Below are 17,607 nucleotides of genomic sequence, written 5' to 3' on the forward strand. Positions count from 1 at the left end.
CCACCTCTGACAGTGACGCGATCTTTAATCGCCCATGGCTCAGGCCCCGGGAGCCACCCCGAGCACCCGGACGGCGTTCGGCACGCAGGCGGCGGTCAGCGGCAGGGCACCGAGGGGTTCGCCGTCCGCGTACGCGGTGATCCCGACGGCTTCCAGAGTGATCGAGGAGACCCGGTGCACGGTCACGACGGGGTGGCTCAGGTGCGTCCCCCTGTACACCCGGGGGAAGACCTTGAGCAGCGTCGTACGGCTGCACTCGCCGACCACCGTGACGTCGAAGAGGCCGTCGTCCATGACCGCGTCGGCGCAGATCCGCATGCCGCCGCCGTACGCCGTGCCGTTGCCGACCGCGACGAGCGTCGCCTGAATCTCACGGGCCGGACCGCCGTCGAGGGTCATGCGGTACGTGATCGGCTTGAAGGCGGCGAGCTCGGCGAGGATCGCCAGGTCGTACTTGAACCGGCCGCCCGCCCAGCGCATCCGGTTGCCCCGGTCGTTGACCCGGGAGTCGAAGCCGGAGGCGAGCACCGAGCCGAACCACCGCTCCCCGACCCGGCCGAGGTCGATCTCACGCACCGGCGCCCGGCCCTTGAGCGCGTCGGCGGCGAGCCGGCCGGCTGCGGCGGGGTCGCGTATCGGGAGGCCGAGAGCCCGGGCGAAGTCGTTGCCCGTCCCCACCGCCACCACGCCCAGCGGGGTCAGCGTCCCGGCGACCGCCTGGAGGGCCAGGGACACCAGCCCGTCCCCGCCGACGGCGATCAGCGCGCCGGTCCCCTCCGCCACGGCCTCGCGCACCCTGCGCAGCGCGTCGTCGGCGTCCTCGCCGAGGATGGTGCGTACCGAGAAGCCGGCGTCCCGCAACGCGGAAGCGGCCGGCTGCGCGGCTCGCGCGCCCCGGCCGCGTCCTGCGGTGGGATTGACGAAAAGGGTGATCTCGCTGGTCACCCGGGGGACCTTACAAGGTCAGGTGATGTCGTCGTAACCGTCTCGCAGCGACCGACGTCCGCCGTCCCGTTCCCCGTCGGCCTGGCCGGGCACGGTGGGCGAGGACGACACGTGCTCCATGTCACCGATGTTCTCGGGGGTGAGGTCGAGCTGCGAGGCCTCGTCGTCGTCCAGTTCGGCGTCGGGGTTGTTGCGGCGCCTGCGCCGGTCGTTGGCGATGCAGATGCCGAGCGCCAGGAAGTACAGCAGCACGATGGGAGCGGCCAGCGTGATCATCGTGAGCGGGTCGCCGGTCGGGGTGGCCACCGCGGAGAAGATCGTGATGCCCATGACCATGGCGCGCCACCAGGAGCCCAGCCGCTTGGCGGTGAGGACCCCGGTGAAGTTCAGCAGGATGAGCAGCAGGGGCAGCTCGAAGGCGAGGCCGAACACGATCACCATGCGCGTGACGATGTTGAGGTAGTCGTCGACGGGCAGCAGGTTCGTCGTGTTGTCCGGGGTGAAGTCGAGCAGCACCTCGGCGGTCTTCGGCATCAGCAGGTAGGCGAGGGCGGCGCCCACCAGGAAGAGCGGCACACCGGCGCCGACGAAGCCGAGCGCGTACCGCTTCTCGTGCTTGTGCAGACCGGGGGAGAGGAACGCCCACAGCTGGTAGAGCCAGATCGGGGTGGAGAACACCACCCCTGCCATGAGGGAGACCTTGAGGGCGATGGAGAACGGGGCGACCAGGCCGTTCACCGTCATCTCGGCGCACGGGTGGCCGTTGGCCTGCCGCTTCTCGCCGTTGGCGCAGCCGACCGACTCCAGGATCGGACGGATCAGGAAGTCGATCAGATCCTTGTAGAAGAAGGCCGTGATCGACGTGATCACGATGATCGCCAGGACCGCGATCATCAGTCGGTTACGCAACTCACGCAGGTGATCAGCGAGGGGCATCCGCCCCTCGCCGTCCTTCTCCTGCTTGCGGGCAGACTTGAGCAACCCACTTCCCTCGTCTCGTGCGGCAGCTGACGGAGGAACCCGTCAGCGCGGTCAGCTCTGGGTGGTGGGCTTCGCTTCGCTCACCGGGCGGGAGCTCGTGACGTCACCGGGCGCGGCCTGGATCGTACGCGCGGCGGCCTGCTGGGCGGCCGGGTCGGCGGCGGCGTCCGTGGTGACCGTCGGCTCGTCGTCCTTCTTCATGGCCTTGGCCTCGCTCTTGAGGATGCGGGCCGACTTGCCCAGCGAACGAGCCATGTCGGGAAGCTTCTTGGCGCCGAACAACAGCAGGATGACAGCGATGATCAGAACGATCTCGAGAGGCTTCAGATTGCCCATGATGTGCTTCCTTCTAGCTGAGGCGGCTGGAGGCGGGCTCGCTGCCCTTGAGTGCCGGATACACATCCGACCATTCGTCGGCAGCGATCGTAACCCGCGGGAGTAAACGCGAGGCAATGCCCGTTCGTACTTTCGATAGCGGCCCGCACCTCCCTGCCTGGGCCGTCTGCAGAAGCGTACCTCCCGGGCCCCGGAAACTGGAGGCCGCGTCCAACCGCCCTAGGGCAGCGACTCGCCCGTGGCGGCGAGGCGGGTGGCTGCCCGCTCCAGGTCCTCGGCGGCGCGGTTGATGCGTTCCGTGGTGCGGGTCACCTGGTGGCCGAGGCGCTGGGCCTCGACGAACACCTTGATGGCCAGCACGCCGAGCACGGCGATCCCGAGGAATCCCAGGGCGATGGCGAGCATGGGCCAGAACATGCGCAGAGCCTCTGTATGTCTAGTGTCCGAAGGTCCCGGGACGTCTCGGGGACGTCTCAGGGACCGGTGTGCAGACGCAGCGTCCGTACGCCGCCGTCGGTGAGCAGTTCCACTATCCGCTCCCCCGCCGGCTTGCGGACGCGGGCGGCGCACTCGGGGCAGGTGAAGGAGTAGAAGGTGGTGCGGCTGGTGGCGCCGATCACCAGCCGGAACTCCGCCGCCGCCAGTTCGAACCGCGCGCGGCAGTCCGGGCAGGCGGCCCTGAAGCGGGCCGACTCCGGCACCGCCACGGTGGGCACGGCGGTGAGACCCCGCAGCGCGGACAGGTTGCCCATATCTCCTCAGCCGTCCCTTCAGGCCGCACCGTCGTAGGCGGCGAGCGCCGCGCGCGCCGCACTCCGCGCGCTCTCGGCCAGCTCCGGGGGCGAGACGATGCGCCCCTCCCGGCCGAGCCGGAGCGCGAGCCTGCGCAACGAGGCCGGGTCGGGGGTGCGCAGGGTGATCCGCAGGCCGCCGTCGGACAGCTCATCGGCCCGGTCGTGCGGGTAGTACTCGGCGACCCAGCGCCCGCCGGGGCCCACCTCGATCACGACCTCCGGGTCCTCGGCGGCCGGCTGGACCAGGCCCTCGGACAGGTCCCGCAGCTCCAGCTCGGGCGGCGCGGCGGGCTCGTCCAGCAGCCGGATCTCGGCGACCCGGTCGAGGCGGAAGGTGCGCCGGTCCTCGGAGGAGCGGCACCACGCCTCCATGTAGGTGTGCCCGACTGCGAACAGCCGGATCGGGTCCACCTCGCGCTCGGTGAGCTCGTCGCGGGCGGGCGAGTAGTAGCGCAGCCACAGCCGGCGCCGCTCCGAGATCGCCCGGTCGACTTCGGCGAAGACGCCGCCCTCGGACTCGAAGGTGACCGAGAGCCGGGAGCTGGCCGCGCCCACCTCGCCGGCGGCGGCCTCCAGCTTGGCGGTGGCCCGCAGCAGGGCCTGGCGGTCGCTCTCGCGGAGTCCGGGCAGGGTCGCCACGGCGCGGGCGGCGACCAGCAGGGCCGTCGCCTCGTCGGCCGCGAGCCGCAGCGGTTCGGCGACGTCGTCCGCGTTGTGCCACCAGATCCGGTCGCCGTCGGTGTCGATGTCCAGCAGGTCGCCGCCCCGGAAGCTGGTCCCGCACATGGGCAGCACGTCGAGGTCGGAGATCAGCTCGTCCTCGGTGATCCCGAAGGCCCGGGCGACGTCCTGGACGTGCGCGCCGGGGCGCTCACGCAGATACGTCACCAGGGAGAGCATCCGGCGCGTCTGGTCGATGGCGTTCGTGGCCATGAATACGGGTCCTCTCAGTCCTTGGCCACGGCGCGCAGCCGGTCCACCACGTCGGCCCGCAGGTCCGCGGGTCCTGTGACGACGACGTCCGGGCCGAACTCGACGAGCCAGGCGTCCAGGCCGTGTCCGTACGGGATCTCCAACTCCTCCCACCCGTCACCGAGTTCCCGGACCGATATCGCCCGGGCGCGCAGCGGGTAGCCGGAGTCGGCCCGCAGCCTGATCAGCGCGGTGCGGGTCGCCGTCTCGCCCGCCCAGCTCTCGACGGTCTCGCGGACGGTGACCACGTCGGGCACCTCGGCGGTGAAGGCGCCGGCCCGCGAGCGGACCTTGCCGGTGATCCGGGAGAGCCGGAAGACGCGCTCCGCGCCGCGCTCCCGGTCCCAGCCGGCCAGGTACCAGTGGCCGCGCCAGCACTCCAGCGTCCACGGCTCGACGTGGCGCTGCTCGGGCTGGGCGGCGTTGGCCTTGCGGTAGTCGAAGGTCACCGGGCGGCGGTCGCGGCAGGCCAGCATCAGGGGTTCGAAGGCGGCCTCGTGGACGGGGATACGCGGTTCGAGGGCGCTGTGCACCTCGTAGGCGTCCTCGGTCTCGGGCATGCCGGCGGCCCGCAGCTTCTGCAGGGCTCCGCTGGCCGCGCCGGCGAGGCGGGCCTGCTGCCAGACCTTGGCGGCCAGGCCGAGTGCGGCGGCCTCCTCGGCGTCCAGGGTGATCGGGGGCAGCCGGTTGCTGTCGCGGCGGGCGAGGTAGCCGGTGTCGCCGTCCAGGTTCTCCACGGTCTCGATGACCAGGCCCAGCTCGCGCAGATCGTCCTTGTCGCGCTCGAACATCCGGTTGAAGGCGTCGTCGGAGCCGGCTTCCAGGTATGCCTCGATGGAACCGCGCAGTTCGCGCTTGCTGAGCGGGCGCCGGGTCCCCAGCAGACACAGCGCGAGGTTCATCAGCCGCTCGGCCTTGGCAATCGCCATCGACGCCCTTTCTGTTGTGCTCTACGACGCCCGACCGTACCGCCCCGGGGTGTCCGGACAAAAGCGAGGGCCCGCGCCTTGCGGCACGGGCCCTCGGAGCGCGAGTCGCGGGATCAGACGGCGACCAGGTCGCAGACGAAGATCAGCGTCTCGCCAGGGGCGATCGCGCTGCCGGCGCCGCGGTCGCCGTAGGCGAGGTGCGCGGGGATGGTCAGCTGGCGACGGCCGCCGACCTTCATGCCCTGCACGCCCTTGTCCCAGCCCGCGATGACCTGACCGGCACCGAGCTGGAACTGCAGCGGCTTGCCGCGGTTCCACGAGGCGTCGAACTCCTCGCCGGTGGAGAAGGCCACACCCACGTAGTGGACGGAGACGAGCTGGCCGGCCTTGGCCTCCGCGCCCTCGCCCTCCCAGATGTCCTTGATCTCCAGGTCGGCCGGCGGCTCGCCACCCGGGAAGTCGACCTCGGGCTTCTCGATGCTCACTGACTTGCTCCTCTTACTGATGAACTGGGCAACCGGGACAGTCTTACATCTTCGCCAGGATGTCCACGGCGAACACCAGCGTGGAGTTGGCGGGGATCGACTGCTGCTCCTTGTCGCCGAGGCCCTGGTCCGGCGGCACGACGAGCAGCACGCGGCTGCCGATCTTCTTGCCGATCAGACCGTCCTTGAGCCCCTTGAGGGTGACCTGGGCCAGCGGGAAGGTGGCCGTCTTGCCCGTGCTGTAGGTGTTGTCGAACTCCTTGCCGTCCTTCCACAGCTTGGCCACGTAGTTCACGACGACCGTGTCGGTGTCCTTGACCACGTCGCCCTTGGACTCCAGGACGTAGTCGGAGACCAGCTTCTTCGGCGGGTCGACCTTGCTGGGAATGGTCAGGCTCGGCGCCTTGCCGTCGGTCTCGGTGCCCACCTTCGGCAGGTCGATGTCGTCCTGGGCGACGGCGGTGCCCTTGGCGGACGCCGGGGTCTGCTTCGCCTTCAGGATGTCCACGACGAAGACGAGCGTGGCGTTCGGCTTGATGGGGTCCTGGCCCTGGGCGCCGTAACCGAGGTCCGGCGGGATGACCAGCTGGACCCTGCTGCCGACCTTCTGGCCGACCAGGCCCTTCTCCCAGCCCTGGATGACCATGCCGGCGCCCAGCGTCAGGTCGAACGGCTGCTTGCGGTCGAAGCTGTTGTCGAACGGCTCGGTGGAGTCCCACTCCTGGCCGAGGTAGTTGACCTGGGCCACGTCGCCGTTCTTGAGCTTCGCGCCGTCGCCCTCGCTGATGACCTTGGTCTTCAGCTCCTTGGGCGGCGTTCCCGTGCCCTTGGCCAGGGTGGGCTTCTCGCCGGACTTCGTGCCCGCGGTGATGGCGGGGAAACCGCCCTTGGAGGGGGCGGACGCGGAGGCGGAAGCGGAGTCGGAGCCCTTGTCGTCGCTGCCGCAGGCCGCTGACAACAGCAGCAGGGGGACGACGAGAAGGCCGGCAAGTCGGCGCACTGGTTCCTCAGATCTCAGACGGCATATGTGGGGGACACGCCCCGGGGGGTCCGGGACCCCGCCACTCTAGGCCGTACGAGGGGCCCCGTACGAGGAACGTACGGGGCCCGAGTCGCAGCCGGTACCGGAACGCGTCCCGCGCCGGCTCACATACCCGCGATCAGCTTCTCCACGCGGTCGTCCACGGAACGGAACGGGTCCTTGCACAGCACCGTGCGCTGCGCCTGGTCATTGAGCTTGAGGTGGACCCAGTCGACGGTGAAGTCCCGCCGCTGCTCCTGGGCCCGCCGGATGAAGTCGCCGCGCAGCCGCGCCCTGGTCGTCTGCGGAGGCACCGACTTGCCCTCGAAGATCTTCAGGTCGTTGCACACGCGGGCGGCCTGCCCCTTGCGCTCCAGCAGGTAGTACAGCCCCCGTCGGCGGTGGATGTCGTGGTAGGCGAGGTCTATCTGGGCGACCCGCGGGTTCGACATGGTCATGTTGTGCTTGGCCCGGTACCGCTCGATGAGCTTGTACTTCATGACCCAGTCGATCTCGGTCTCGATCCGGTCGAGGTCCTCCGCCTCGATCGCGTCGAGCGTGCGGCCCCACAGTTCGAGGACGCGCTCGACGTTGCCCGTGCGGATGCCGCGGCGGTCGACGAAGTCCACGGCCTTCTCGTAGTACTCGCGCTGCACCTCTATGGCGGACGCCTCGCGGCCACTGGCGAGGCGGACCTTGCGCTGCCCGGTGGTGTCGTGGCTGACCTCGCGGATCGCCCGGATCGGGTTCTCCAGGGTCAGGTCGCGCATCACCGTGCCCGCCTCGATCATGCGGAGCACCAGGTCGGTCGCGCCGACCTTGAGCAGCATGGTCGTCTCGGACATGTTCGAGTCGCCGACGATGACGTGGAGGCGGCGGTAGCGCTCCGCGTCCGCGTGCGGTTCGTCGCGGGTGTTGATGATCGGCCGGGAGCGCGTCGTCGCGGAGCTGACGCCCTCCCAGATGTGCTCGGCACGCTGGCTGACGCAGTACACCGCGCCCCGCGGGGTCTGCAGCACCTTGCCGGCGCCGCAGATCAGCTGCCTGGTGACGAGGAAGGGAATGAGGATGTCCGCGAGGCGCGAGAATTCTCCGTGCCGGGCCACGAGGTAGTTCTCGTGGCATCCGTAGGAGTTTCCCGCCGAGTCGGTGTTGTTCTTGAAGAGATAGACGTCGCCGGCGATTCCCTCCTCGTGCAGGCGGCGTTCGGCATCGACGAGCAGGCCTTCGAGAATGCGCTCGCCGGCCTTGTCGTGGGTGACCAGTTCGGTCAGGTTGTCGCATTCGGGGGTTGCATATTCCGGATGCGATCCCACGTCGAGGTAGAGGCGGGCGCCGTTCCGCAGAAAGACATTGCTGCTGCGGCCCCATGACACAACACGGCGGAAGAGGTAGCGCGCCACTTCATCAGGAGACAGTCGGCGCTGTCCCCTGAACGTGCACGTGACGCCGTACTCGTTCTCCAGCCCGAAAATGCGGCGGTCCATGACTGAACATTACGCCTGATGGCCCGAGCTGAAACCGGGTTCGACGACCCCGTTTCGATCATTTTCCGATCCTCGCACCGCTACGGCGGTGCGGGCGGGAGCTGCGAGTACCCTTCCGGTGGCCAGGAGGACCAGCAGCGCGGCCACTCCACCGGCCCCCGCGACGGCGAAGCTCCACGCCGTCCCGCCCAGCTCCACGGCCGGGCCGGCCACCGCCGTCCCGCCGGCCGCGCCCACCCCGAAGGTGGTCACGAGCCAGGAGAACGCCTCCGTCACCGTGCCGCGCGGGGCGTGCCGGTCGACGACGATGAAGGAGCACGCGACGGCCGGGGCGAGGAACACGCCGGACACAGCGGCCAGCAGGGTCATCGCCACCACGCCGGGCGTCAGCATCAGCGGCAGGTAGCCCAGCGCGAGCAGCCCCACGATCACCCGCAGCCGGCGCTCGGGCGCCCCGGCCCACTGCCGCGCCCCGTACACCGCCCCGCCGATCAGCGCGCCGAGCCCCAGGGCGGCCATCAGCCAGCCGTAGACGGACTCCCGGCCGTGGTCGTCGGCGTACGCCATGCCGGCCACGGTGATGGAGCCAAGCGCCAGCCCGACGAAGAAGAACGCGCCGAGCAGCGCCAGCAGCCCCGGTGAGCGCAGCGCGCCCAGCCAGTGCGCCTCGCGCGGGGCGGAGCGCCAGGTCCGCGAGGGCTCGGACAGCACGACGGACAGGGCGCCGAGTACGCCGATCGCGTTGATGACGAGCAGGGCGGCGGCCGGCGACCAGAGCGCGACCAGGAGCGTCACGAGGAGCGGCCCGGCGGTGAACATGACCTCCTGGGCGACCGCGTCCATGGCGTAGGCCCGGTGCACCCGGTCCTCGCGGCCCAGCACGCTCGGCCACAGGGCCCGCAGGCCGCCCTCCAGCGGCGGGGTGAACACACCGGCCACGGCCACCGCCGCGTAGGCGAGCGGCAGGGAGCCGAAGCCCGCCACGGCGAGCAGGGCCATGCCGAGGGCGGACACGACTGCGGCGGGCAGCTGGACGCGCGGCTGCCCGTACAGGTCGACCGCGCGGCCCAGCAGCGGCTGTCCGACCGCCGTGGCCAGCCCGTAGACCGCCGCGAGCGCGCCCGCGAGGGTGTAGCTGCCGCCCTCGGCCCGGGTGAACAGCACGATCGCGATGTTCGCGGTGCCGTTCGGCAGCCGGCCCACCAGTGTGCCCGTCAGCAGCCGGGCGGCATGCCGCGTCCGGAGGATGTCCAGATATCCCGCGGCCATTCCCGCCCCTCTCCCCCGGACGCCCGTCCGGGCCACGAGGTGTTACGTATAACCACCGGGTTCATACGTACCATGAGCCCGTCCGCAGGTCCACCGCACGGGCCTGCCCCGACCGGCCCGGAGGCCCGCGTGACCAGCCCAGCACCACCCGGCCCGCCCCGGCCCACCAGCCGTGACGTGGCACGGGCCGCAGGCGTCTCCCAGGCCACGGTCTCCCTCGTCCTCGGCGGCAAATGGCACGGCCGGGTCTCCGAGACCACCGCCGAACGGGTGCGCGACGCCGCCCGCGGCCTCGGCTACCGGCCCAACCTCGCCGCCCGCAACCTGCGCCTGGGCCGCACCAGGACGGCCCTCCTGGTCGTCCCCGCCCTCACCAACGAGTTCTTCGCCCGGGTCTACACCGGCGCCGCCGCGGTCGCCGCGGAGCACGGCTTCGGGGTCGTCCTCTACCCCTCCCCCGACGGCACCGGCCCGGCCCGCGACCCCTTCGCCTCGGCACGTTCCGCGCTGGACGGGGTCATCGCCTCCTCCATGGCCGCCGACGCGCTCGACGCCCTGCACGGCGCGGACGTCCCGCTGGTGATGCTGGACAGCGACCCCTCGGCGCCGGGCCCCGCCGCCCGGGTCAACCTCGACATCGCCGACGGGATGCGCCAGGTGGCCCGCCACCTGCTCGCCCTCGGCCACCGGCGCTTCCTCCACCTCGCCTCGGCCGTCGACACCTGGACGTTCACGGCCCGCGCGGCCGCCCTCCACGAGGCGCTGCGCGAGGCCCCGGGCACCGAGGTGCGCACCGCGTCCGCCGCGCTGGACGTACGGGCGGGGCGCGAGGCGGCGGAACGCGCGCTGGGGCTCCCGGGGCCCGGCCCCACCGCGGTCGTGTGCGACGACGACATCCTGGCCGCGGGCGCCTGCAAGGCCGCCCGCAGGCTCGGGCTGCGGGTGCCGGACGACCTCTCGGTCACCGGCTTCGACGATCTGGCCCTGGCCACGGCCGTGGAGCCGGAGCTGACCACCGTGCAGCTGCCCGCCGAACAGGTCGGCGAGCGCGGCATGGGCGCCCTGCTGGCCGTCCTGGACGGCCGGCCCGCCCAGCCGGGCAGCCTTCCGGTGCGGCTGGTCGTCCGCGGCTCCTCGGCCCCGCCGCCCGGCCGCCCGCGCCCATGACGGAGCCCCGGCCCGCCGGAAGGCGGACCGGGGCCGGAGCGTTGCGGCGAAGGCGGCCCGAGCCGCTACTCCACGTCCCCGCCGGAATCGGTCGTGTCCGTCGTGCTCGTCGTATCCGTCGTGCTCGTCGTGTCCGTCGTGCTCGTCGTGTCCGTCGTTGCCGCGGGGGTGTCGGCGGCGTCGCCGTCCTCCGTGTCGGACGGGGCGTCCGTCGGTGTGGAGGCGGCGGCGTCCGCCTCCAGCAGCCGGGCCAGCTGCCGGCCGACGATCCGCTTGAACTTGCGCTGCTGCGGCCTCGTCCGGTCCAGGACCGCGACCTCCAGCCGGTCCGCGGGGATCTCCCGCTCACTGCCGTTGGGATCGCGGGACAGTGCCTGCACCGCCAGCTTCAGCGCCTCGGCGAGCGACATCCCGTCACGGTGGCGCTGGTCCAGGAAGGTGCTGATCTGCTCCGCGTTGCCGCCGACCGCGACCGAGCCGTGCTCGTCCACGATCGAGCCGTCGTGCGGCAGTCGGTAGATCTGGTCGCCCTCGCGCTCCGCGCCGACCTCGGCGACCACCAGTTCCACCTCGTACGGCTTCTCGGCCGCACTGGAGAAAATGGTGCCGAGCGTCTGCGCGTAGACGTTCGCCAGTCCACGTGCCGTCACATCGTCGCGGTCATAGGTGTATCCGCGCAGATCCGCATAGCGCACTCCGCCGATGCGGAGGTTCTCGTACTCGTTGTACTTACCGGCCGCGGCGAAACCGATCCGGTCATAGATCTCGCTGAACTTGTGCAGCGCACGGGACGGGTTCTCGCCGACGAAGACAATTCCGTCGGCGTACTGCAGCACAACCAGGCTGCGACCACGGGCGATGCCCTTCCGGGCGTATTCCGCCCGGTCGGCCATGGCCTGCTGAGGTGAGACATAGAACGGCGTCGACACCGGCTATCCGTCCCTTTCTGTCAGTGGCAGGAGCATCGAAGAAGCCTGGACACGAACGCTCAGAGCAGCGCGGCGCGCGGGCCGTCGGGCTGTTCCAGGCGGCGTTCCAGGACCGAGCGGGCGATCTCGGAGGATTCCGTCTCGGTCAGCTTCCGGAAGCCCTCGTCGGTGATGACGGTGACGATCGGATAGATACGGCGGGCCACGTCCGGGCCGCCGGTCGCCGAGTCGTCGTCCGCCGCGTCGTACAGCGCCTGCACGACCAGCGTGAGCGCCTGCTCCTCCGTCAGGTCCTCGCGGTAGAGCTTCTTCATCGAGCCACGGGCGAAGATCGAGCCGGAGCCGGTGGAGGCGTACCCGTGCTCCTCGGAACGCCCGCCGGTGACGTCATAGCTGAAGATGCGCCCCCGCTCGCGGTCGACGTCGTAGCCGGCGAAGAGCGGGACGACGGCGAGGCCCTGCATGGCCATCGCCAGATTGCTCCGGATCATCGTGGAGAGCCGGTTCGCCTTGCCCTCCAGGGAGAGCTGGGCGCCTTCCACCTTCTCGAAGTGTTCCAGCTCCAGTTGGAAGAGCTTGACCATCTCCACGGCGAGACCCGCCGTACCGGCGATGCCCACCGCCGAGTACTCGTCGGCCGGGAAGACCTTCTCGATGTCGCGCTGCGCGATCATGTTGCCCATGGTCGCCCGCCGGTCACCGGCCAGGACGACACCGCCGGGGAAGGTCGCCGCCACGATCGTCGTGCCGTGGGGCGCCTCGATGGCCCCCTTCATGGGCGGCGTCTGCCGGTTGCCCGGCAGCATTCCGGGCGCCTGGTCGGACAGGAAGTCCATGAAGGAGGACGACCCCGGCGTCAGGAAGGCAGCTGGTAGACGCCCGGTGCTACGAGTGTTGGCTTCCACGCGTTTCCCTCCAGGTATGCGATGGCCCTGCGCAAGGCGTCAGGATCATCTCCCAACTTGCCGATGGCCGGATTGCAGTTGAAGCACGGTACGCCCCGGACCCTACCCGCCCGGCGGCGGTGATCCACATCGCGGGCGGAGGCAATCGGACCGGTAGCGCGGTACCGGCCCGCGGTGTGCGGCACGGGCGGACGCCCGTGCCGCACACCGGCCGCCGACTCGGGCGCGGGCCGGTTACTCGCCGCCCTTTTGTACGAATGACCGGACGAAGTCCTCGGCATTGGACTCGAGCACGTCGTCGATCTCGTCGAGGACGTCGTCCACGTCGTCGCTCAGCTTCTCCTGGCGCTCCTTGAGGTCCTCGGAGCCCTGCGCGTCCTGCGCCTGCTCCTCGGTCTCCTCGGTGGAGCGCGTCGCCTTCTGCTGTCCGCCGCCGGTGTCCTTGGTCGCCATATAGCTCACCCCGCTCGGTTCGAAGCACTTGATCAGACCCTACCCATGGGGTCCGACATTGGCCCGGTACTTGTCTCAACGTCCGGAGGTCATGGGAATGATTCCCAGCCGGAGGCCCTTTCAGCCGCCCGACAGGACCTGGACCAGCTCCTGAGCCGTACGGCAGCGGTCCAGGAGGCCCTGCACGTGCTCACGGGTGCCCCGCAGCGGCTCCATCGTGGGCACGCGCTGCAACGAGTCCTGCCCCGGCAGGTCGAAGATGACCGAGTCCCAGGAGGCCGCGGCGACGTCGTCCGCGTACTGTTCGAGACAGCGGCCGCGGAAGTACGCCCTGGTGTCCTCGGGCGGCGCCGTACGGGCCCGCTGGACGTCGTTCTCGTCGAGGAGGCGTTTCATCCGGCCCCGGGCCACCAGACGGTTGTACAGCCCCTTGTCGGGCCGTACGTCGGCGTACTGGAGGTCCACCAGGTGCAGCCGCGCCGCGTCCCAGTCCAGGCCGTCGCGGCGCCGGTAGCCCTCCATGAGCTGGCGCTTGGCGACCCAGTCCAGCTCGCCGGCCAGGCTCATCGGGTCGTTCTCCAGCCGGTTGAGGGTGTCCTCCCACCGGCTGAGGACGTCCCTGGTCTGCTCGTCCGCGTCCGCCCCGTACCGCTCCTCGACGTACTTGCGGGCCAGCTCGAAGTACTCCATCTGAAGCTGCACCGCGGTGAGCGTCCGGCCGCTGCGCAGCGTGATCAGTTGCCGGAGCTCCGGGTCGTGCGAGACCTGGTGCAGGGTGCGCACCGGCTGGTCCACGGCCAGGTCGACGTTGATGAAGCCGTCCTCGATCATGGACAGGACGAGCGAGGTGGTGCCCAGCTTGAGGTAGGTGGAGATCTCCGAGAGGTTCGCGTCGCCGATGATCACGTGGAGCCGGCGGTACTTCTCGGCGTCGGAGTGCGGCTCGTCGCGGGTGTTGATGATCGGGCGCTTGAGCGTGGTCTCCAGGCCGACCTCGACCTCGAAGTAGTCCGCGCGCTGGCTGAGCTGGAAGCCGTGCTCATGGCCGTCCTGGCCGATTCCGACCCGTCCGGCACCGGTGACCACCTGGCGCGAGACGAAGAACGGCGTCAGATGCCGCACGATGTCCGAGAAGGGGGTCTCCCGCTTCATCAGATAGTTCTCGTGCGTCCCGTAGGAGGCGCCCTTGTTGTCGGTGTTGTTCTTGTAGAGCAGGATCGGCTGGGCGCCCGGGAGCTGGGCCGCGCGCTCGGCGGCCTCGGCCATGATGCGCTCGCCGGCCTTGTCCCACAGGACCGCGTCCCTGGGGTTGGTGATCTCCGGGGAGCTGTACTCGGGGTGTGCGTGGTCGACGTAGAGCCGGGCCCCGTTGGTGAGGATGACATTGGCCAGGCCGATGTCCTCGTCCGTGAGCTGGCTGGAGTCGGCGGTCTCGCGGGCGAGGTCGAAGCCTCGCGCGTCCCGCAGCGGATTCTCCTCCTCGAAGTCCCAGCGGGCGCGGCGCGCCCGGTGCATCGCCGCCGCGTAGGCGTTGACGATCTGGGACGAGGTGAGCATGGCATTGGCGTTGGGGTGTCCCGGCACGGAGATCCCGTACTCGGTCTCGATGCCCATTACTCGCCGTACGGTCATGCGGCCCTCCTTGCCCGGCGGCGCTCCCTTCCGGGGCGGCGCTCAAGTACCGCTGCTTCTTCGGTGCGTGCGGTCCGCCCGTGCCGAGCTGCGTGGACGGGCGGTACGCCAGAGCCTAGAACGCCTCTGTGCCGGTGGGGAGATCAATTGCGTCGTGATTGCCGCGGTGTCGCCGCGGCTGTCCGGAAAGCAACCGGCTGCGGATGCCCGGCCGGGCATCCGCAGCCGGTACGCCTTCTACAGGTACTGCCCGGTGTTGGCCACCGTGTCGATGGAGCGGCCGGTGTCCGCGCCCTGCTTTCCGGTGACGAGCGTGCGGATGAAGACGATCCGCTCGCCCTTCTTGCCGGAGATACGGGCCCAGTCGTCCGGGTTGGTGGTGTTCGGCAGGTCCTCGTTCTCCTTGAACTCGTCCACGCATGCCTGGAGGAGGTGGGAGACGCGAAGGCCCTTCTGGCCGTGGTCGAGGAAGGCCTTGATGGCCATCTTCTTGGCCCGGTCGACGATGTTCTGGATCATCGCGCCGGAGTTGAAGTCCTTGAAGTACAGGACCTCCTTGTCGCCGTTGGCGTACGTGACCTCGAGGAAGCGGTTCTCCTCGGACTCGGTGTACATCCGCTCGACGACCGACTGGATCATGGCGTGTGCGGCGGCTTCCTTGGAGCCGGTGTGCTCGGCCAGGTCGTCCGAGTGCAGCGGCAGCGAGGGGGTGAGGTACTTCGCGAAGATGTCCTTCGCGGCCTCCGCGTCCGGACGCTCGATCTTGATCTTCACATCGAGCCGGCCGGGGCGCAGGATCGCGGGGTCGATCATGTCCTCGCGGTTGGAGGCGCCGATGACGATGACGTTCTCCAGGCCCTCGACGCCGTCGATCTCGGCGAGCAGCTGGGGGACGATGGTGTTCTCCACGTCCGAGCTGACGCCCGATCCACGGGTGCGGAAGAGGGACTCCATCTCGTCGAAGAAGACGATGACGGGGGTGCCCTCGCTCGCCTTCTCGCGGGCACGCTGGAAGACCAGGCGGATGTGGCGCTCGGTCTCGCCGACGTACTTGTTGAGGAGTTCGGGGCCCTTGATGTTGAGGAAGTAGCTCTTTCCGGCGGGCTGGCCGGTGACCTCGGCGACCTTCTTCGCGAGGGAGTTGGCGACGGCCTTGGCGATGAGCGTCTTGCCGCAGCCGGGCGGGCCGTAGAGCAGGATGCCCTTCGGCGGGCGCAGCTCGTGCTCGCGGAAGAGGTCGGGGTGGAGATAGGGGAGCTCGACCGCGTCGCGGATCAGCTCGATCTGGTCGCCCAGGCCGCCGATCTTGTCGTAGTCGATGTCCGGGACTTCTTCGAGGACGAGTTCCTCGACCTCGCTCTTGGGAACGACTTCGTAGACGTAGCCGGACCTGGGTTCGAGCAGCAGGGCGTCGCCGGGGCGGATGGTGATGTCCAGCAGCGGCTCGGCGAGCCTCACCACCCTTTCCTCGTCGGTGTGCCCGATGACCAGGGCGCGTTCGCCGTCCTCAAGGATCTCCTTGAGGGTGACGATGTCCCCGGCCCGCTCGAATTCCATGGCGTCGACCACGTTGAGCGCTTCGTTGAGCATGACCTCCTGGCCGCGCCGGAGGTCTTCGAGCTCGACGCTGGGACTGACGTTCACCCGGAGCTTGCGGCCCCCGGTGAAGATGTCGCAGGTGCCGTCCTCGTTGGCCTGCAGGAACACGCCGAAGCCGGCCGGTGGCTGTGCGAGCCGGTCGACCTCTTCCTTGAGGGCCACGATCTGGTCGCGGGCCTCGCGCAGTGTGCCGGCGAGCCGTTCGTTCTGGGCGGACACGCCTGCGAGGTTGGTCTGCAACTCGACGATCCGCTCTTCGAGAATTCTCGTATGACGCGGAGAGTCGGCGAGCTTACGTCGCAGGACGGCGATTTCCTGCTCGAGATAGGCAACCTGGCCGGCTGGGTCGTCGGACCCCCGCCCGGGCCGGATGCCGCGGTTGATGTCGTCGTCGTGGGCTGCCACGGTCCTCACCTCCTCCAAGGGGAGCTGGACGCTTCCTGACCCTACCTGGGTGGGTGGTGATTGAAACCCCTAGATCACAAAGACTGTGGGGTGTGTCCGATCTTCACCCTTGCGCTCTCCCTCGCCCCAGATGAATACCCACCGTTCAACATCGGAAAGCAGCCGGTTGTATCGTCGAAGCGTTCAACACCCGTCAGGACTGGCTTTTTCCGGTCCGGATACGCAGGAAACGGCAGGCGACATGACCGCACGGCAGGACGCTCCCACCGATGGCGAGGGGCAGGACCTCGAGGTCTGGATCGACCAGGACCTCTGCACGGGGGACGGGATCTGCGTGCAGTACGCGCCCGAGGTGTTCGAGCTGGACATCGACGGTCTGGCGTACGTGAAGAGCGACGAGGACGAACTGCTTCAGGACAAGGGCGCGACCACGCCGGTGCCGCTGCCGCTGCTTCAGGACGTCGTGGACTCGGCGAAGGAGTGCCCGGGCGACTGCATCCATGTGCGGCGCGTTTCGGACAGGGTCGAGGTCTACGGGCCCGAGGCGGCTTGATCCGCGGCTGCCGGGGCAGGCGGGTCAGATGCCGTCGTCGGAGGGTTCGGCCGTCTCGCTGGTGCGGATGAAGGCGCCGTTCTGCCAGTGCCAGGTCACCTTCTCCTGCTGGTCGGGGCAGCAGGAGGGCACGGAGGACGAGGAGTAGCCGAGGAGCGTGGCGGAGATGACGCGGTCGCGGACCGTGAAGTCGCCGATGCTCAGTTGCTGGGCGGGGTCCACCAGGGTCGCGACGATCCTGGGAGTGGCCCCGCTTCCCTGTGTGAGGACGTAGACGCCGCTGGGCGGGGTGCCCAGTCCGGCCGCGCAGTGGACGACGGCGACGGTCTCGGGCCGGCCGTCGCCGTCGAGGTCTCCGGGTGCCTCTTTGGCCACCGTGTTGCCGAGGTCGCCGCAGTCGAGCGGGAAGGCCGCCTTGGCCGGATCGGGGGCCACGGCCTGGACGGTGCCGTGCTGGGTACTGGTGGCCGGGTGGGGCGTGGAGGCCGAGGCGCTCGCGTGCGGCTGGAGCAGACCGGCGGCCGCTACGACGGCGGCCATGGCGGCCGCGGTGGCGAGCCAGTGCATCGGCCTGGTGTAGGTGTGCGCGAGGTCCGGGAGCGCGGAGGGCTGCACGCGGGATGTCTCCTGTGGTTCCTGTGGTGCGGGATGCCGGATGAGGCGGTGCCGCCGCCTCGGCGTCGGCGGTGCGGGGGTGGCCAGCATCGTGCCACACCTCACACGACAGGGGAACGGTGGGGTGGGG

General features: G+C 70.0%; 20 protein-coding genes. 2 read left to right on the forward strand and 18 right to left on the reverse strand.

What is annotated here, in order from left to right; all coding sequences use genetic code 11:
• Positions 1-39: 39 nt before the first annotated feature.
• The 11 genes from E6P78_RS14790 to E6P78_RS14840 form a co-directional block, all read right to left on the reverse strand.
• Positions 40-945: a diacylglycerol kinase gene (locus tag E6P78_RS14790; protein WP_136204036.1), complete on the reverse strand. Its 906-nt coding sequence runs from the start codon at positions 943-945 to the stop codon at positions 40-42.
• 18 nt (positions 946-963) lie between these two features.
• On the reverse strand, positions 964-1,926 hold the full coding sequence (gene tatC / locus E6P78_RS14795) for a twin-arginine translocase subunit TatC (RefSeq protein ID WP_136204037.1): 963 nt from the start codon (positions 1,924-1,926) through the stop codon (positions 964-966).
• 51 nt (positions 1,927-1,977) lie between these two features.
• Positions 1,978-2,265 (reverse strand): Sec-independent protein translocase subunit TatA, encoded by a 288-nt coding sequence (gene tatA / locus E6P78_RS14800; RefSeq protein ID WP_136204140.1) that lies wholly within the window; start codon positions 2,263-2,265, stop codon positions 1,978-1,980.
• 216 nt (positions 2,266-2,481) lie between these two features.
• Positions 2,482-2,679 carry a hypothetical protein gene (locus tag E6P78_RS14805; protein WP_136204038.1) on the reverse strand — a complete coding sequence of 66 codons (198 nt, stop codon included), beginning with the start codon at positions 2,677-2,679 and terminating at the stop codon, positions 2,482-2,484.
• A gap of 56 nt (positions 2,680-2,735) precedes the next feature.
• Complete coding sequence (locus E6P78_RS14810) at positions 2,736-3,014, reverse strand: hypothetical protein (RefSeq protein WP_136204039.1); 279 nt, start codon at positions 3,012-3,014, stop codon at positions 2,736-2,738.
• An 18-nt stretch (positions 3,015-3,032) separates the two neighbouring features.
• Positions 3,033-3,989, reverse strand: coding sequence for a WYL domain-containing protein (locus E6P78_RS14815; protein ID WP_136204040.1), 957 nt, complete (start codon positions 3,987-3,989; stop codon positions 3,033-3,035).
• A 14-nt stretch (positions 3,990-4,003) separates the two neighbouring features.
• Positions 4,004-4,957: a WYL domain-containing protein gene (locus E6P78_RS14820; RefSeq protein ID WP_136204041.1), complete on the reverse strand. Its 954-nt coding sequence runs from the start codon at positions 4,955-4,957 to the stop codon at positions 4,004-4,006.
• Positions 4,958-5,070: 113 nt separating this feature from the next.
• Entirely contained in the window at positions 5,071-5,442 is a 372-nt protein-coding gene (locus tag E6P78_RS14825) for an FKBP-type peptidyl-prolyl cis-trans isomerase (RefSeq protein ID WP_136204042.1), read from the reverse strand.
• Between the two features lie 43 nt (positions 5,443-5,485).
• Complete coding sequence (locus E6P78_RS14830; protein ID WP_136204043.1) at positions 5,486-6,442, reverse strand: FKBP-type peptidyl-prolyl cis-trans isomerase; 957 nt, start codon at positions 6,440-6,442, stop codon at positions 5,486-5,488.
• Positions 6,443-6,588: 146 nt separating this feature from the next.
• Positions 6,589-7,950: a Pup--protein ligase gene (gene pafA, locus E6P78_RS14835; RefSeq protein ID WP_136204044.1), complete on the reverse strand. Its 1,362-nt coding sequence runs from the start codon at positions 7,948-7,950 to the stop codon at positions 6,589-6,591.
• Between the two features lie 9 nt (positions 7,951-7,959).
• Entirely contained in the window at positions 7,960-9,219 is a 1,260-nt protein-coding gene (locus tag E6P78_RS14840; protein WP_136204045.1) for an MFS transporter, read from the reverse strand.
• A 129-nt stretch (positions 9,220-9,348) separates the two neighbouring features.
• On the opposite strand from E6P78_RS14840, the gene E6P78_RS14845 reads away from it, so the two are divergent.
• Complete coding sequence (locus E6P78_RS14845) at positions 9,349-10,386, forward strand: LacI family DNA-binding transcriptional regulator (RefSeq protein WP_168712626.1); 1,038 nt, start codon at positions 9,349-9,351, stop codon at positions 10,384-10,386.
• Between the two features lie 65 nt (positions 10,387-10,451).
• On the opposite strand, the gene prcA is transcribed toward E6P78_RS14845, so the two are convergent.
• The 6 genes from prcA to arc form a co-directional block, all read right to left on the reverse strand.
• Positions 10,452-11,315 carry a proteasome subunit alpha gene (gene prcA, locus E6P78_RS14850; protein WP_136204046.1) on the reverse strand — a complete coding sequence of 288 codons (864 nt, stop codon included), beginning with the start codon at positions 11,313-11,315 and terminating at the stop codon, positions 10,452-10,454.
• A gap of 59 nt (positions 11,316-11,374) precedes the next feature.
• Positions 11,375-12,220, reverse strand: a complete 846-nt coding sequence (gene prcB / locus E6P78_RS14855; protein ID WP_136204047.1) for a proteasome subunit beta — start codon at positions 12,218-12,220, stop codon at positions 11,375-11,377.
• Positions 12,172-12,501 (reverse strand): endonuclease domain-containing protein, encoded by a 330-nt coding sequence (locus E6P78_RS33875; protein WP_276607222.1) that lies wholly within the window; start codon positions 12,499-12,501, stop codon positions 12,172-12,174. The genes prcB and E6P78_RS33875 overlap by 49 nt, the downstream gene beginning before the upstream one ends.
• A complete protein-coding gene (locus tag E6P78_RS14865) occupies positions 12,455-12,673 on the reverse strand; it encodes a ubiquitin-like protein Pup (RefSeq protein ID WP_136204048.1) in 219 nt (72 codons plus the stop codon). Before E6P78_RS14865 ends, E6P78_RS33875 begins: the two co-directional genes overlap by 47 nt.
• A gap of 120 nt (positions 12,674-12,793) precedes the next feature.
• Positions 12,794-14,305 carry a depupylase/deamidase Dop gene (gene dop / locus E6P78_RS14870; RefSeq protein ID WP_136204049.1) on the reverse strand — a complete coding sequence of 504 codons (1,512 nt, stop codon included), beginning with the start codon at positions 14,303-14,305 and terminating at the stop codon, positions 12,794-12,796.
• Positions 14,306-14,542: 237 nt separating this feature from the next.
• The gene (gene arc / locus E6P78_RS14875; RefSeq protein WP_136204050.1) at positions 14,543-16,309 is read right to left on the reverse strand and encodes a proteasome ATPase; all 1,767 of its coding nucleotides are present in this window, start codon (positions 16,307-16,309) and stop codon (positions 14,543-14,545) included.
• A 241-nt stretch (positions 16,310-16,550) separates the two neighbouring features.
• Between arc and E6P78_RS14880 the strand changes: the two genes are divergently transcribed.
• Positions 16,551-16,862, forward strand: coding sequence for a ferredoxin (locus E6P78_RS14880; RefSeq protein WP_018556146.1), 312 nt, complete (start codon positions 16,551-16,553; stop codon positions 16,860-16,862).
• A gap of 24 nt (positions 16,863-16,886) precedes the next feature.
• Here E6P78_RS14880 and E6P78_RS14885 read toward each other — a convergent pair whose 3' ends face one another.
• Complete coding sequence (locus E6P78_RS14885; RefSeq protein WP_136204051.1) at positions 16,887-17,477, reverse strand: hypothetical protein; 591 nt, start codon at positions 17,475-17,477, stop codon at positions 16,887-16,889.
• Between the last annotated feature and the right edge of the window lie 130 nt (positions 17,478-17,607).

Source organism: Streptomyces sp. A0958, from assembly GCF_004795035.1.
Lineage (GTDB): Bacteria > Actinomycetota > Actinomycetes > Streptomycetales > Streptomycetaceae > Streptomyces.

Excerpts from the sequence above, each read along its gene's own strand:
- E6P78_RS14805 (WP_136204038.1), bottom strand. The coding sequence starts at position 2,679 with ATGTTCTGGCCCATGCTCGCCATCGCCCTGGGATTCCTCGGGATCGCC.
- E6P78_RS14810 (WP_136204039.1), bottom strand. The coding sequence starts at position 3,014 with ATGGGCAACCTGTCCGCGCTGCGGGGTCTCACCGCCGTGCCCACCGTG.
- E6P78_RS14815 (WP_136204040.1), bottom strand. The coding sequence starts at position 3,989 with ATGGCCACGAACGCCATCGACCAGACGCGCCGGATGCTCTCCCTGGTG.
- E6P78_RS14820 (WP_136204041.1), bottom strand. The coding sequence starts at position 4,957 with ATGGCGATTGCCAAGGCCGAGCGGCTGATGAACCTCGCGCTGTGTCTG.
- pafA (WP_136204044.1), bottom strand. The coding sequence starts at position 7,950 with ATGGACCGCCGCATTTTCGGGCTGGAGAACGAGTACGGCGTCACGTGC.
- E6P78_RS14840 (WP_136204045.1), bottom strand. The coding sequence starts at position 9,219 with ATGGCCGCGGGATATCTGGACATCCTCCGGACGCGGCATGCCGCCCGG.
- E6P78_RS33875 (WP_276607222.1), bottom strand. The coding sequence starts at position 12,501 with ATGCCGAGGACTTCGTCCGGTCATTCGTACAAAAGGGCGGCGAGTAAC.
- E6P78_RS14865 (WP_136204048.1), bottom strand. The coding sequence starts at position 12,673 with ATGGCGACCAAGGACACCGGCGGCGGACAGCAGAAGGCGACGCGCTCC.
- dop (WP_136204049.1), bottom strand. The coding sequence starts at position 14,305 with ATGACCGTACGGCGAGTAATGGGCATCGAGACCGAGTACGGGATCTCC.
- E6P78_RS14880 (WP_018556146.1), top strand. The coding sequence starts at position 16,551 with ATGACCGCACGGCAGGACGCTCCCACCGATGGCGAGGGGCAGGACCTC.